General features: G+C 67.8%; 12 protein-coding genes. 7 read left to right on the top strand and 5 right to left on the bottom strand.

Annotated features, from left to right (window positions below; all coding sequences use genetic code 11):
- Window positions 1-171: 171 nt before the first annotated feature.
- Window positions 172-1,722 (bottom strand): right-handed parallel beta-helix repeat-containing protein, encoded by a 1,551-nt coding sequence (locus DV707_RS19325; protein WP_103992839.1) that lies wholly within the window; start codon window positions 1,720-1,722, stop codon window positions 172-174.
- Window positions 1,723-2,078: 356 nt separating this feature from the next.
- Here DV707_RS19325 and DV707_RS13580 point away from each other — a divergent pair, with 356 nt between their 5' ends.
- Window positions 2,079-3,083, top strand: coding sequence for a YeiH family protein (locus tag DV707_RS13580; protein WP_103992838.1), 1,005 nt, complete (start codon window positions 2,079-2,081; stop codon window positions 3,081-3,083).
- Window positions 3,084-3,142: 59 nt separating this feature from the next.
- Here the strand turns inward: DV707_RS13580 and DV707_RS13575 are convergent, their stop codons facing one another.
- Entirely contained in the window at window positions 3,143-3,373 is a 231-nt protein-coding gene (locus DV707_RS13575) for a DUF7564 family protein (RefSeq protein ID WP_103992837.1), read from the bottom strand.
- 143 nt (window positions 3,374-3,516) lie between these two features.
- Here DV707_RS13575 and DV707_RS13570 point away from each other — a divergent pair, with 143 nt between their 5' ends.
- Complete coding sequence (locus DV707_RS13570) at window positions 3,517-4,155, top strand: DUF309 domain-containing protein (protein ID WP_103992836.1); 639 nt, start codon at window positions 3,517-3,519, stop codon at window positions 4,153-4,155.
- A gap of 52 nt (window positions 4,156-4,207) precedes the next feature.
- Here DV707_RS13570 and DV707_RS13565 read toward each other — a convergent pair whose 3' ends face one another.
- Complete coding sequence (locus DV707_RS13565; protein WP_103992835.1) at window positions 4,208-4,687, bottom strand: universal stress protein; 480 nt, start codon at window positions 4,685-4,687, stop codon at window positions 4,208-4,210.
- Window positions 4,688-4,866: 179 nt separating this feature from the next.
- On the opposite strand from DV707_RS13565, the gene DV707_RS13560 reads away from it, so the two are divergent.
- Window positions 4,867-6,309, top strand: a complete 1,443-nt coding sequence (locus DV707_RS13560; RefSeq protein WP_103992834.1) for a glycoside hydrolase family 68 protein — start codon at window positions 4,867-4,869, stop codon at window positions 6,307-6,309.
- 121 nt (window positions 6,310-6,430) lie between these two features.
- On the opposite strand, the gene DV707_RS13555 is transcribed toward DV707_RS13560, so the two are convergent.
- A complete protein-coding gene (locus DV707_RS13555; protein ID WP_103992833.1) occupies window positions 6,431-8,578 on the bottom strand; it encodes a glycoside hydrolase family 32 protein in 2,148 nt (715 codons plus the stop codon).
- Window positions 8,579-8,867: 289 nt separating this feature from the next.
- Between DV707_RS13555 and DV707_RS13550 the strand changes: the two genes are divergently transcribed.
- Window positions 8,868-10,544, top strand: a complete 1,677-nt coding sequence (locus tag DV707_RS13550) for a glycoside hydrolase family 13 protein (protein ID WP_103992832.1) — start codon at window positions 8,868-8,870, stop codon at window positions 10,542-10,544.
- Between the two features lie 30 nt (window positions 10,545-10,574).
- On the opposite strand, the gene DV707_RS13545 is transcribed toward DV707_RS13550, so the two are convergent.
- Window positions 10,575-11,519, bottom strand: coding sequence for a hypothetical protein (locus DV707_RS13545; RefSeq protein ID WP_103992831.1), 945 nt, complete (start codon window positions 11,517-11,519; stop codon window positions 10,575-10,577).
- A gap of 154 nt (window positions 11,520-11,673) precedes the next feature.
- On the opposite strand from DV707_RS13545, the gene DV707_RS13540 reads away from it, so the two are divergent.
- The 3 genes from DV707_RS13540 (at window position 11,674) to DV707_RS13530 (ending at window position 15,503) form a co-directional block, all read left to right on the top strand.
- Entirely contained in the window at window positions 11,674-12,648 is a 975-nt protein-coding gene (locus DV707_RS13540) for an aldo/keto reductase (RefSeq protein ID WP_200820951.1), read from the top strand.
- Window positions 12,649-12,801: 153 nt separating this feature from the next.
- A complete protein-coding gene (locus DV707_RS13535) occupies window positions 12,802-13,854 on the top strand; it encodes a TrmB family transcriptional regulator (protein ID WP_103992829.1) in 1,053 nt (350 codons plus the stop codon).
- A gap of 140 nt (window positions 13,855-13,994) precedes the next feature.
- Entirely contained in the window at window positions 13,995-15,503 is a 1,509-nt protein-coding gene (locus tag DV707_RS13530) for an extracellular solute-binding protein (protein WP_103992828.1), read from the top strand.
- Window positions 15,504-15,515: the final 12 nt, after the last annotated feature.

Genomic DNA, 15,515 nt, shown 5'->3' with positions numbered 1-15,515 from the left:
CGATTCTCGGGCCGAGAGCGATGTCGAACGAACGCTCCCGCCGAGACGTCGGATTACGGACCGAGGCCGGACCATCTCTCGGCACAATTCACGGTGAAGCTTCCGATCCCAAGGAGTGAGCGTAGCGGAACGTCTGCGTCCCGTAGTCCGTTCCGAGTCTCGCGCGGTTCTCTACTCCGCTTCGGCGAACGGCGCGAACGTGGTCCGGACCAGATCGAGCGGAAGTCCGACGTCGTCGCCGTCGCCGTTCGTGGGTTGCACCGCTTCGTGGGCGACTATCGGCTCTGGGTCGTGGACCGTCTGTTCGATGTCGAACTGGACCTCCTGTTCCTCGTTGACGAACAACCAGCTACTGCAGTCCTCTCCCCAGGGCCCCTCGCCGCTCGGCCCGCCGCTACTGGGGGTGTCCCCCTCTGCAGTTATGAGATAGCCGCGGAAGGACTGCGACGAGTTCGGGACGTCGACGACGACGCCCTCGTCGCTCCAGCCGTTTCGGGCCTCCCGCCGTATGTAGAAACTGTCTCCCCAACCGTCCTCGTCAGGCACACAGGCAACCTCGTCGTCACCAGTCACCTTCGTGAACGACGACAGGCTGATGTAGCCGACCCGTTCCTGCCCGCCGATGCAGACGCCCTCGTTGTCTTTGATCCGCTCGACCGACCACGGGACGACATCGATGGAGGCGGTTACGCGTTGGCCTTTCGGATCGCTCCGGGGGTTGTTCGGGTGCTTCGGACCGCTCTCGTCCCCCCAGTAGTTGCATTCGGCGTCGACCTCTCCTTCTAAAACTTCCCGGAAGAACGCTCCGTACTCTTCGTTGTCCTCGATGTTGTTGTACCTGAGTACGGCGCTTCCCGCTTCGATGCCGTCCGCGTAGTACCCATCTTGATTTCCGGAGAGCGTGCATCCTATGACTTCGAGATAGCCGTTGCCGTGTGCGATTCCGGGGCCGTCGTTGTCGTGAATGTAACTGTCGGTGATTTCTACCGGCTCGTCGGGAGTGTTTTGCCTGTCGCCGTATATCGTGCTGATACCCGCTCCGCTGGACTCTGCGATCTCCGTTCCCTCGATTCTCGTGCCCGGAACCATCGGAAACCTTGCCGGTTCGCCGTTCCCAACGATCACACAGTCTTCGAACACGACCCGATTGCGGCAGCACATAAGGACGGGATTCCCCCCGTTGTCACGGATCTCGCAGTCGCGTACGATCAGGCTCTCACCGTTAAACAAACTGATCCCGTCGTTGTCGTTTTCACGAATAGTCGAGTTCGTACAGGTGATCGTGGACAGGTCTCCGTATATTCCGACGCGGTTCTGTTCGCTCGTCACTGACTTGATCGTCAATCGGGAAGCAAAATCGTCCTCGATTCCGTACTCGAACCCCCGTACCGTGAGGTTTTGAATTGTCGAGTTCAGTCCTCCCGTTTCGGTTAAGATTCCCGTTCCGTCCCCGTCGCCTTCGATCACATATCCGTTCCCGTCGAGTATGACACCGTCCGATCGAATCTCGATACACGCGTCGTCGTCGGGACCGAGGGTTCCGCCTCCCGTGATGTCGTTTTTGAGTTCGTACTCGCCGGGTTCGTCGATCGTCGTACAGTCCTCGATGCCCTCGGGCGCGGCCTGCGAGACTATCGGCACTAGCCCCGTTACGGCTCCGAAGGATCCGACAGCCCCGAACTTGAGCGCGCTGCGTCGGGTCGCCCACCGTCGATCTGTCATACCGCCTCTACCGGACGACTACTTTTTGTTAGTAATTCGATAATAAGACTAAGACACTCTTTACGCGACTGATCGGATCGCCAGCCCGCGGCACGGTCCCGTTCCGGTCCGACCGAAGTCGAATGCCTCTAATATTTCCGGTATCTCGGACACAACAGACCAGAGCGATAGCGACGAAACGTACCAATACTTCACCGGCGTCGCGAACCCAGACCGATCTCGGAACCCACACTATGTCGACACAGAACCGTTAAGATGTCTCACCCCGGTTCCTCTCCGGCGTTCGCAGCGGTCCAACTTCGCCGCGTCTGTGACCCACACCTCACCGATCCGACCGTACACAAGATATACTATTTATGACACCACGAGACGTCTCGCGACCCCTCCCCGGACTCCTCCTTCTCGTCGTCGGCGGCGTGCTCGCGCACCTGCTCTCGACGACCGTTCTCGGCGTCAACAGGCTCCTATTGGCGGTCGGGTTGGGCGTGCTGCTCGCCAACGCGGTCGGCGTCCCCGAGTGGGCCGCGCCCGGGGTCGGGACCCACAACCGCTGGCTGGAACTCGGAATCGTCCTGATGGGCGCTCGCGTCGCGGTCGATCAGTTGCTGTCGACCGGGCCGCTCCTACTGCTGCTCGTCGTCGGGTTTCTCGGCTTCAGTCTCGTGTTCGTCGAACTCGTCGCCCGCGAGGTGTTCGAGGTCCCAGAGCGGCTTGGCTCGCTGCTGGCGGCCGGGTACTCGATCTGCGGCGTCTCGGCCATCGTCGCCGTTTCGAGCGGCGTTCGCGCGAAGGCAGACCAGATCGCGTACGCGGTGGCGACGATCCTCCTGTTCGACGCGGTGACGCTTGCGGTGTACCCGGCGATCGGACGCCTGCTCGACCTCTCGGACGTCGTGTTCGGCGTCTGGTCCGGGATCAGTATGGTCAGTACGGGCCCGGTCGTCGCGGCCGGGTTCGCCTACTCCGAGCAGGCGGGCCAGTGGGCGACGATCACCAAACTCGGCCGGAACGTGTTCATCGGGGTCGTGGCCGTCCTGTACGCCGTCTACTACGCCCGCCGCGACAGCGAGGGCTCCTCGGCCGCGAGCTGGCGGTCCCTCTGGGAGCAGTTCCCCACGTTCGTCCTCGGATTCGCCGCGGTCGCGGCCGTCGCCAGCACCGGGGTTCTCCCGGCGGGAGTCCTCTCGCTGTTCGAACGCGGCTACCAGTGGCTGTTTCTCGTCGCGTTCGTCGGGCTCGGAACGAGTATCGAGATCAGGAACCTGCGAAACACCGGCGCCCGACCGCTGCTCGTCGTCCTGGCCTCGCTTCTCACCGTCAGCGCTCTCTCCCTCCTCGCGGCGGTCCTGGCGTTCGGGTGAGCGTTCGGACTCCGAGGCCGGCCGCTCCTCCGCCCTGATCGTCGGCACCGCCCCGCTACTCACTCCTCGTCGTACCGCGACGGGGCGTCGGCGTCCCGGTCGTCGAGCCGTCGCACGGAGGGTTTCGTGCCGCGCCGGAGCCGACGCGGCTCCGGTCCGTCCGTCGACCCGCGGTCGTCGTCGTCGGTCGTCCACGACTCGTGGCACTCGGGACAGTAGTTGCCGTCGTAGCCGTTCGGCCGGACGAACTCGGTCCCGCAATCGAGGCAGGTCACGCGCGTCCGCGTCATTATCGGGGAGGCAAGGCGGGGGTCTCGGTCATCGTGCGTTCGGGTGTTCGAAGGGTCTACAGCCGGATAAGTTCGTCACCGCCGGGGCGGTTCTCTCATCCGCGAGCGCCGGCTATTTACTCACGCGACGACGACTCCGAGGCGTGCAGGAGGCGCTTCGAGTCGGCGTCGCGGTGTTCAACGCGGGCGACTACCACGTCGCCCACGAGGCCTGGGAGGAGCCGTGGCTCGCGCTGGCGGACGGAACGCCCGAGGAGCGGTTGCTCCACGGGCTCATCCAGTACGCCGCGGCGGTCCATCACGGCCGCCGACGCAACTGGAGCGGGCAGCGCGGGCTGGCCGAGAGCGCGGCGGGCTACCTCGCGGCCGTCGACGACCCGCGAGTGAACGTCGACGAGGTCCGTGCGTACCTCCGACGGCTCGCCGCGGACCCGGAACTCGCAGAGCGCCGTCGCCCGCCCGCGCTCCGATACGACGGGGAGACGCTGGAGCCGACCGACCTGTCGTTCGAGGACGTCGCGACCGCGGTGACCCTTCTCGCGGCCGAGTACGAGTCGTTCGACGCGGCGGTCGTCGACGACGCGATCCGGTACGCCCGCGAAGAGCTCGCGGGAGACAGCTCTCCCGAGGGGACGCCACAGCGGCGCTCGCGCGGTTTCGTCGGTATGCTGTTCTCTTTCGCCGCCGACCGAGCGCAGCGCTCGCTCGTCTACGAACGGCTCCGCGGACACGTCGAACGGCGGCGAAGCCAGGAGTCCGACGTCTCGGGGCTGTTCGACTGATCCGCAAAAAGGTCGGTGTTCGCGAACCGATCGGCGGGCGACGTTCCGGCGATTACGCGGGCGCGGCGGCCTTCTCTTTCGTCTCGGACTGCTCCTTGACGAACGTGACCGGGCAGTCGGCCTCGACCAGCACCTTCTGCGCCGTCGATCCGAACAGGGCCTTCCCCGTGGCGGACCGGCTGCGACCGCCGACGACGACGAGGTCGGCGTCCTCCAGTTCGCTCTGTCGGAGGATGGCGTCGCTCGTCTCGCCGATCGCCCCGCGGACGACGTAGTCGACGCCGGCGCGGTCGAGACGCTCTGCGATCTCGCGGCCGATCCGCGATCGACGGGCGATGTCGTCCGGCGAGATCTCCGCGGCGTTGTCGACGTTCAGCCGCTTCGCGATCGTGTCGTACCGCTCCCGGTCGAAGGCGTGGAGCAGGACGATCGTGCCGTCGGGGTCGACGATCGAGGTCGCCGTGTCGAGGAGTTCGTCGATTCGCTGTTCGTCTTTCGAGCCGAACGCAAGCAGTACCGTGTTCATACTCATCTTGGTTGTATCAACGAGCCACAACTACTTGAGTCTTTTGAGATTTTAACTTAGATTTGAGTTAATATTTAGTACAAACCGGCCATCCCGTCGAGTCGGTCGGCCCGGCCGTCTTCTCGGCAGGCGGGGACCGCTACCGAGTAAAAAGAGTTATTTCGAGGTGAGTTCACTTTTTGACGATGCCCGACCGACCGTCCAACAGGGAACCGAACGTCGGCGGTGACCCGCCGCGTTCGCGGTGGAGTCGCGAGCAGGCCGCCGGGATCGAGCGCACGCCCGAGACGGTCGCACCGATCATCTACCCGCCCGAGTCGACGCCCGCCGAGGACGTCCACGTCTGGGACACGTGGCTGTTGCGGGACCGCCACGGCCGGGTGGCGGACCTCGACGGCTGGCGCGTCGTGTTCTCGCTCACGGCCCCGAGAGACCTCCTCCCCGGCAAGCGCCACGACGTCGCCGCGATCCGGTACTTCTACTCGCGCGACGGCCGGCGGTGGCACGACGGCGGCCCCGTGTTCGCCGACGACGCCCTCGGCCAGCGTCAGTGGGCCGGATCGGCGCTGTACGACGACGGCGACGTCTACCTCTACTACACCGCGGCCGGGACCGAGGGGGCCGCGGAACTGACGTACACGCAGCGTCTCGTGGGCGCGTCGGGCGGGACCGTCACGACCACCGGCTCCTCGCTCTCGATCGACGGCCTATGGACCCACCACGAACTGCTCCGCCCCGACGGCGAGTGGTACGAGACCGAATCGCAGTCCCGGGGGATGATCTACACCTTCCGCGACCCGTGGTTCTACGAGGATCCGGAGACGGGCGAGGTCTGCCTGCTGTTCGAGGCCAACGCGCCGGTCCCCGAGGGGAGCGACCGCTGCGGCGGCGACGACGGTCTGCAGGAGTTCAACGGCGCCGTCGGCGTCGCGGTGTCGCCGTCGGGCGACCCGATGGAGTGGGAACTCCGCCCGCCGATCCTCGAGAGCGTCTGCACCAACCAGGAACTCGAACGGCCGCACGTGGTCTACCGCGACGGGCGGTACTACCTCTTCGTGTCGAGCCACATGCACACCTTCGCGCCCGGACTCGAGGGCTACGACGCGCTCTACGGATTCGTCGCCGACTCGCTGGGCGGCCCCTACCGACCCCTGAACGACTCGGGGCTGGTCGTCACGAATCCCCACAACGCCCCCTTCCAGGCGTACTCGTGGATGGCGTTCCCGCACCGCGAGGAGATCCTCGTCGAGAGCTTCTTCAACTACTTCGACTTCGCCGGCGACTCGCTCGACGAGATCGCGCACCTCTCCGAGCGCGAACAGCGCCGCCGGTTCGGCGGGACCCTGGGGCCGACGATCCGGCTCGCGGTCGACGGCGACCGCACGCGGGTGCTCGGCACGCTCGACCACTGGCACATCCCGACGTCGAACGAGTCGCTGCCCGACTTCGACGTCGACGACCCCGCCGGAGCCGTTCCCGAGGACGGCGAGGGCCCGCTCGGTCCGTCGGCCCGACGCGACTTCCGGGAGTCGGAGTACGTCGACCGCGACGGCGCGGCGACCGACGGCGGGACCGACGACGAGGTCCGGATCGACTCCGTCGGTTCGTACTACGGCTACTCGACGTAGTACGGGTACCTGACGCGGTACGCTCGACGTAGTGTCGCCACCTGACGCGGTGCGTTCGGGGTCGTAGGCTCTCGCGTGGTGCGGTTGTCCGACGTCGCCGGCCGCGACGCGGCTCCCCGTCCTACCGCGTCGCGGCCGTCGACCGCGGCGTGCGCTCTTCGGCCGTCGGCCACGCGTCGCCGAGTTCCCACACCGAGAAGTCGCCGATTTCGGCGCGGCCGCCCACGGCGGCGACGGCGAGCCCGGTGCTGTCGTCCCGGGTGGGGTAGACGCGGCTCGTCAGGCAGTGGCGGTCGTTGACGAACGCCTCGATGACGGAGCCGTCGAGGAACAGCCGCAGCGACAGCGGCTCGTCGTACGGCGTGACTTCCATCCGCTGCTCGTCGCTCCGCGCCCGGTGGTCCTCGCTGGCGTTCGACCGGTCGACGACCAGTTCGTTTCCGGCGGTGTAACTGATCTCGGTTCGCTCGCGCCGGTCGGGCGACTCGAAGACCGACAGCGTCACCGCGTCGGCGTCGCGGAGGGTCATCGTCGCCGTCAGTTCCAGGGTCCGGCCGCTCGCCGGCAGTTCTCTCCGCTCGTCGTCGAGGTCGATCGCGGCCGAGTCGACGTATTGGGTTTCCCTGAGGGCTTTCAGCTCGGCCGCCGGACGCTGTCTGAGGTCGCCGGACTCGTCGACGTCGATGCGGCGCGGCACCGACAGCGCTCCCGACCACCCGGCGTCCCACTGGGCCTCGTTGTCGCGGGCCTCCGGGAGCCAGCCCCAGGTCAGGTAGCCGTCCCCGACCGCCATCGACTGCGGGGCGTAGAAGTCACCGTGATCCAGGAGGCCCCGGGAGTCCACCTCGAAACCGCCGTCGCCGCGCTCGCCGATGAAGTACACCACGTCCTCGTAGTTGGAGACGTGCAGCAGCTCCTTCTCGCCCAGTCGCAACAGCTCCGGACACTCCCAGACGGCCCCGGAGTCCGGCCCCTCGCCGACCAGCAGCGGCCCCTCGTACGTCCAGTCGCGGAGGTCCTCGGCCGTGTAGTGCAACGCCGTCCCGCCGACGTCGGTGACGCCCGATCCGATGATCTGGTGCCACAGGCCGTCCTCCCGCCAGACGCAGTGGTCTCGGAACTCCGCCTCCCAGTGTTCGGTCTCCAGGATGTCCAGGTCGGTCGGCGCCTCCTCGATGATCGGGTTCGCCGTATCCTTGCGCCACGACCGGAGCGACCCGTCGGTGGCGGTCGCCAGACACGGGAGCTGTTTGCGTCCGCGCCCGCCCGTGTACAGGAGCGTCGGCGTCCCCTCGTCGTCGATCGCACACCCCGACCAGCAGCCGTCGCGGTCGGGGCCGTCCGGAGTGGGCGCGAGCGCGAGCGGCTCGTCCCGCCAGTGGACGAGGTCGTCGCTGACGGCGTGGCCCCAGTGGATCGCGTGGTGGTAGGGGCCGGCCGGGTTGTACTGGTAGAACACGTGGTACCGCCCCTCGTGTTCGATGAGGCCGTTCGGGTCGTTGATCCAGTTCGCGGGCGACGTGACGTGGAACCGGGGCCGGTGCGGGTCGTCGCGGAGGCGCGCGCGGAGGCGCTCGAACCCCTCTCGATCCGTCGGTCGGTCGAACCGGGAATCCGGACCGGCCGCCAGCGACTCGAGAAACCCCGCGGCGACGCGGTCGCGGTTGGCGGCGATCTCCTCGGCCGGATCGCCCCCGAACGCCAACGCGCTGGCGCCCAGCACCGCGCCGTCGCCGTGGTGCCAGGAGACCACCGACGTCTGCACGGGGCGGTCGTGTTCGCCCTCGACGGTCGCGGCGAGGACTTCGCCCTCGGCCGGGAGGACCGCCTCGTACCGCGCGAACGGCACGGTCCCGTGGTCTGCGATCGGAATCCGCAGACCGTCGAACCCCTCGACGGCGGGGTGGTCGTCGTACACCGAGCGCCACAGCAGCCCCGCCGGGGCGGACACGCTCGCGGTGCCGACGGCGTCCGGTGCGACCGGGTCGATTCCGAGCGGTTCGACCGCACTCACCGCCCGGAGCCCGAGGAGGAGGCCGCCGCCGTCCCGGACGTAGCCTTCGAGCGCCGACGCGACGTCCTCGTCGATGTCCCGCAACTCCTCCTCGCGGTGCCACCAGATCACGTCGTACGACGTCGACGCGGCGACGTCGTCGACCTCGATCACGTCCAGGTCGTACCGGTCGCTCGCCCACTCCCGCGCGGCCGCCTGTTGGTCGCTCGGGCGCCCGTCGACGAGAAACCCGACGCGAACCGGCGTCGAAACCATACCGAGATTAATTCGTCCCCGAATAAAAACGCAACCCATCCGGCGCCGAATCATTAACTCGATAGCGGGTAGTTCTCACAACGGTTAATACGAAACGGGCGAAACCGCAGACGACGATCGGGAATCCGACGGCGGTCACCTCGCCTTCGCCCGCGGCCTGACAGGGCGGTTCGCGTGGTCCGACGGGGTGGTTCGCCGTGCCGACCGCGGCGTGCGGCCGCTCCCCCCGCGCCGCCGGCGCGACGGACACCACGAAACGCCGACGGACTCCCGTCTACACCTCCCAACTATGAGAGAACGCACCTGGTGGAAGGAAGCAGTCGTATATCAGATCTATCCGAAGAGCTTCAGCGACTCCGACGGCGACGGGTTCGGGGACCTCCCGGGCGTCATCGAGCGACTCGACCACCTCGAACGACTCGGCGTCGACTGCGTCTGGCTCAACCCGGTCTATGAGTCCCCGCAGCGCGACAACGGCTACGACGTCAGTGACTACCGCGCGATCTACCCCGAGTTCGGCACGATGGACGACTGGGACCGCCTCCTCGAGGAGCTCCACGAGCGCGACATCCGGCTCGTGATGGATATGGTCCCCAACCACACGTCGACGGACCACGAGTGGTTCCAGCGGTCGCGCTCGGATCCCGACGGCGAGTACGGCGACTACTACATCTGGCGCGACGGCGACACCGACGCGAACGGCGATCCGGTGCCCCCGAACAACTGGGAGTCCTTCTTCGGGGGATCGGCCTGGGAGTACGACGACGAGCGCGAGGCGTGGTACCTCCACCTCTACGACGTCAGCCAGCCGGACCTCAACTGGCGGAACCCCGCTGTCCGCGACGCGATGGTCGACGCGATGAACTGGTGGCTGGAGAAGGGCATCGACGGGTTCCGCCTGGACGTCGTGAGCCTGCTCTCGAAGGCCGAGGGGCTCCCCGACGGCGACCCGAACAACGAGTGGGTCGGGAGCGAACACTTCGTCGACGGACCGCGCATCTTCGAGTACCTCGACGAGATCCACGAGCGGGTGTTCGCCGGCACCGACGCCGTCGCCATCGGAGAGATGCCGAACCTCGACCTCGAGCACGCGCGGCGGTACACGGGGCCCGACGGCCCGCTGGATCTGGTCTTCCACTTCGAGCACGTCGGCCTCGACTTCGGCGAACGGGGCCGGTGGGACGTCGGCGAGTGGGACCTCCTCGACCTCAAGGAGACCCTCCACCGCTGGCAGGACGGCCTCGCCTGGAACAGCCTGTTCTTCGAGAACCACGACCAGCCCCGGTCGGTCTCCCGCTTCGGCGACGACGAGCGCTACCGCTACGAGTCGGCGACGGCGCTCGCGACGATCCTCCTGACGCTCCGCGGGACGCCGTTCGTCTACCAGGGCCAGGAGCTCGGGATGACGAACGGCACCTTCGAGAGCCTCGACGACGTCAGCGACGTCGACACCGTCCGGAACGTCCGGGAACTGATCGCCGACGGGGAGGTCGAAGACTACGCGTCGATCCGGCACGTCGTCGAGCACCGGACGCGCGACAACGCGCGGACGCCGATGCAATGGGACGACACGGCCCACGCGGGGTTCACCGACGGCGAGCCGTGGATCCCGGTCAACGACAACTACCCCGAGATCAACGTCGCCCGCGAGCGCGAGCGGACGCCGTCGGTGCTCTCGTACTACGAGTCGCTGATCGACCTCCGAGAGCGGACCGACGCGCTCGTCTACGGCGGGTACGAACTGCACCGCCCCGACGACGAGCAGCTGTTCGTCTACACGCGAACGCTGGACGACGAGCGTGTCGTCGTCGCGATCAACTTCTCGGACCGCGAGGCGACCGCCGACCTCGACGTGCTCGACCCCGAGGCCTCGCTGCTCGTCAGTAACTACGAAGACGTCACCGCGACACCCGCCGAGACCCTGGAACTGCGGCCCTACGAGACGCGAGTGTACGAGCAGCCCTGACGTGGGCGTCGCTCTCGGCGATCTCCCCACTCACTCGAACGTGTAGAGCCTGACCTCGCAGGACGGACAGACGAGGGTCTCTCTGGGGACGTCGGTCGGGCCGGTGTGACCGCCGCAGCAGTCCATCTCGTTCCCCCGTTCGAGCTCCGTCCCGCACTCGGGACAGGCGTCGAGGAACATCCGGCAGGTCTGGGCGGCCGCGAGGGCGGTCGCGTCGTCGTCGACGAACGCGGCCGCAGCCCGCGCCCCGCCGATCTCCGCGACGGCGACCGGCCGCGAGAGCCACGTCTCCTCGACGGCGTTCGCGTCGGCGTGGGGCGCGAGCGCGACCCACTCCTCGCCGTCCTGGGTGACCGCGTGGGCGATCGTCGCCGGCGAGACCTCCAGCGCCGCGTCGGCCAGGGCCTCGGTTTCGAGTCCGCGCAACTCCTCCATCTCCGCGTGCCAGCGCTCCTCGAACGCCCCGGTGGGGGCGATCGTGTCGCCGTCGGCCGCCAGTACTCCGGCGGCGACGAGCCGGTCCAGCAGGTCGTCGCCGTCGGCGCTCTCGACCCCTCCGGAACCGGCGGGGCCGCCGGCAGTATCCGTTCGCGCGTCCGTCTCCTCGGCGACCGCCTCGTCGCCGCCAGACGCCCCCGAATCACTGGACGCCCCCGAGTCGCCGGACGCGCCGCCGTCGGCGCTGAGCGTCCCCGACGCCGCCGGCGCCTCCGAGCCGTGGAACAGCGCGTCGCCGCCGGGGAGCCGCGAGACGATCCGCGGCGCGAACCGGGGCGTGCCCGGGATCAGGTAGCCCCGGAGTCCGACGAGGAGCAGCCCGACGGCCCCAACGAGGGCCGACAGGACCGCCGAGATCGGGAACACCGCCGCCGAGAGCGCGGCCAGGATCGCGACGTTGACCGCGGTGCACGGCCAGCAGCGGTTCTCCCCGGTGTGTTCCGGTCGCCGGAGACCGGCGAGATGCGAGTCTCTCATCCCTTCCGGGTAGCCGCCGCCGCGAAATCAACGTTCCGCCGTCGGCGTCGGGGGAACGGTACGGGAGGGTTCCCGAACGGGTACTCGGATCCGTGTGAACGCGCCTCAGCGTGGTTTTTTGCCGCCCGCCCCGGTATCGAAGACGATGGTCGACATGGAATACACGACGCTCGGCGAGACGGGACTGGAGGTCTCCCGGCTCGCGCTCGGGTGTATGAACTTCGGATCGGGGGAACCGTGGATGATCGACGACGAGGAACAGTCACGAGAGATCATCGACCGCGCGCTGGATCTGGGGATCAACTTCCTCGACACCGCGAACGTCTACTCGCGGGGCGAGAGCGAGGAGATCGTCGGGCGGGCGATCGAGGAGTACGACCGCTCGGAGCTGGTCGTCGCGACGAAGGTGTACCACCGGATGCGAGAGGGGCCGAACGGCGCGGGGCTCTCCCGCAAGCACGTGCTCGACCAGGCCGAGGCCTCGCTGGATCGGCTCGGAACCGACTACATCGACCTCTATCAGATCCACCGCTGGGACGACGACACGCCGGTTCACGAGACGCTGTCGGCGCTGGATCACCTCGTCGAGGAGGGCGTGGTCCGCTACGTCGGCGCGAGCACGATGCCCGCCTGGAAGTTCACCCGCGCGCTGTACGCCGCCGACGTCGAGAACTACGAGCGCTTCGTCTCGATGCAGCCGGAGTACAACGCGGTCGACCGCCACGAGGAGGCGAACGTCCTACCGGCCTGCGCGGCCGAGGGTATCGGCGTCCTGCCGTGGTCGCCGCTGGCGGGCGGCTTCCTGACCGGCAAGTACGAGCGGGACGAAGAGCCCGACTCCGGCCGCGCGGCGACCGACGAGTACACCGCCCGGCGGTTCACCGAGGAGAACTGGGCCGTGTTGGACGAGATCCGCGACATCGCCGAGGCGAAGGGCGCGACGCCCGCGCAGGTCAGCATCGCGTGGCTGCTGCACAAGGACGTCGTCACCGCGCCGATAATCGGCCCCCGGCGACTGGACCACCTCGAAGAGAACGTCGAGGCGCTGGCGGTTTCGCTCACCGACGAAGAGATCGAGCGGATCGAGGCGCCGAAGACGCCGCGCTGGCCCGCGCCGGGGAAGGACTGATACTGTCGAACGCGACGTCCCAGCGACACCGTCGGACGCGATGCCCCGGCGACACCGTCGGACGCGACGCCCCGGCGACACCGTCGGACGCGACGCCCTAGCGACACCGTCGGACGCGACACCGTTTAGTCGCCGCCGCGCTCCCACATTCGTATGGACACCGAGTCGCTCGTCGAGACGCTGAAAACGGCGGGGCTGTCGCCGTACCAGGCGGACGCGTACGTGGCGCTCCTGGATCTCGGGACCGCCCCGGCGACCGACGTCGCCGACGCCAGCGACGTGCCGGCACCGCGTATCTACGACGTCCTCCGGTCCCTGGAGGACCGCGGGTACATCGAGACCTTCGAACAGGCCTCGCTGCGTGCGCGAGCGCACAGTCCGTCGACGGTGCTCGAAGATCTCACCGAGCGGGCGGACCGACTGGAGCGCGCCGCTCAGGAGGTCGAGAAGCGGTGGGAACAGCCGGAACTGGAGGCGGGCGACGCGAGCATCGTGACGCGCTTTCAGACCGTCATCTCCCGCGCGAAGTCCTTCATCGCGAGCGCCAGTCACCAGGTCCTGCTCTCGACGACGATCGAGAACTTCGAGCAGTTGCGGCCGGCGCTGCAGGACGCGATGGACCGGGGGGTCTCGGTCCGCGTCTCCGTCCACACGAGCGACGAGGCGGTCTCGCTGGACGCGGACCGCTTCGCCGGTCTCTGCACGGAGGTCCACCACCGACCGCTCCCCGCGCCGTTCGTCGCGCTCGCCGACCGCCGCCGCGCGTGCTTCGCGCACCACCCGGACTCCTACGACCGCTACGGCGTGCTCGTCAACGACCGGACCCACACGTACGTGTTCTACTGGTACTTCCTCACCTGTCTGTGGGAGCCCTGGGAACGGGTCTATCAGGCGAGAGATGACGGCTACCCGATCGAGTATTTCGACGTGCGCCACCTCGTCCGCGACCTCCGCGACGTCGACTGGGAGGACGACCCGGTTCGCCTCCGCGTCGAGGGCTACGACACCAACACGGGCGAGGAGTGCCACCTCGAGGGGACGATCACCGACGTCCGCGTGCCGTTCGACGCCGAGGCCGCCACCGGGTTCGAACTCGCCGGACAGGTCACCGTCGACCTCGACGTCGACGGCGAACACGTGAGCGTCGGCGGCTGGGGCGCGATCATCGAGGACGTCGAGGGGACCCGACTCACCGTGGTCAAGTGAGGGGCTCGCTTCCCCGACCGCAGTCGTTTCTTCAAGAGGATAGGGCCCCGTCTCCCCCGTCGCTCGGCGGATCAGCTGATTAACAACTGTCGTTGTAAAATCCCATGAGTATATTAATCATTGTTACTTACACCTAGGTGATGCCTCAAGACAGCACTTCGAACGGCGTCTCCCGACGACAGTACCTCGCGGCTACGGGCGCGCTCGGCGCGGTCGGGCTCGCGGGCTGTTCGGGTGGCGGCAACGGCGATGGCAGCGGTGACGGCGGGGGCGACGGCGGGTCGACCGACACCCCGATCGGCACGTCGACCTCCGACGAGGAGGTCACCATCCAGATCGCGGCGGACTCGAACTTCGCGAACGCCGCCGACGAGATCTCCCAGACGCTCCACGAGGACGGCGGACTGCCGGACAACATCTCCATCGAGTTCCTCGCCGGCTCGTTCACGACGGGGGACCGCCGCTCGCAGTACCAGCAGATCCTCTCGGCCGGCCAGGGGCGCCCGACCGTGATGATGATGGACAACGGGTGGACGATCCCGTTCATCGCGCGGGGGCAGATCGCCAACCTCAGCCAGGTGCTGCCGAGTTCGATCACCGACACGGTGACGAACGACTACCTGCAGAACATGGTCGCGACGGCGCAGGGGCCGAACGGCGACCTCTTCGGCATCCCGCTGTTCGCGGACTTCCCGACGATCCAGTACCGGAAGGACCTGATGCGGGAGGCGGGCTACTCCGACTCCGACTTCGACACCTGGGCCACCGAACCGATGACGTGGCAGGAGTTCTCGCAGGTCGTCAGAGAGACGATGGACGCGACCGACACCCAGATGGGGTTCACCTGGCAGGGCTCCGCCTACGAGGGCCTCTCCTGCTGTGACTTCATCGAGTTCATGGGCTCCCACGGCGGGTCGTACTTCGGCGAGTTCGAGAACTACTTCGGCCCGATCGGCGACCGCCCGGTCACGGTCGACCAGGAGAACGTCATCAACGCCGTCCGGATGATGCGGACGTTCATCTACGGCCAGGACGACGACGAGGCGCTCGAGGGGTACGCGGACATCTCCCCCGACGCGGTCGTCCAGTACACCGAGGAGCCCTCGCGGGAACCCTTCACCAACGGCGACGCGGTCGCCCACCGCAACTGGCCGTACTCGATCAACATCAACGGGGCCGAGGACGCCTTCGGCGAGGACCTCGGCGTGATGCCGATCCCGTACGCGGTCTCGCAGGAGGACTCCCCGTACGAGTCGATCGGCGGCAGCACCTCGGCGCTCGGCGGCTGGCACCTCACGCTCAACCCGAACGCCAACGACGCGCGCAAGCAGGCGGCCGTCCAGCTGTTCCGCGCGCTCCAGACCGACGAGGTCCGGCTCCGGATGTTCGAGATCGGCGGGTGGACGCCGCCGATCGCCGACCTCATCAACACCGAGCGGACGCGACAGCTCGAACTCATCGGGCGGTACGTCGACACGCTGCAGGTCGCCGGCGAGGCCGCGCTGCCGCGGCCGGTCACGCCGGTGTGGCCGCAGCAGTCCGACCAGATCGCCACCGAGGTCAACGCCGCGCTCCGACAGGAGAAGAGTTCCTCGGAGGCGATGGAGTCGCTTCAGGCGTCGCTCGAATCGATCGAGAGCCAGGCGTAAGGGCACCGACAC

The sequence above is a fragment of the Halobellus limi genome (assembly GCF_004799685.1).
GTDB classification, from domain to species: Archaea; Halobacteriota; Halobacteria; order Halobacteriales; family Haloferacaceae; genus Haloquadratum; species Haloquadratum limi.
Note: the sequence above shows the minus strand (reverse complement) of the source record. Positions and strands in the feature narration are given on the sequence as shown.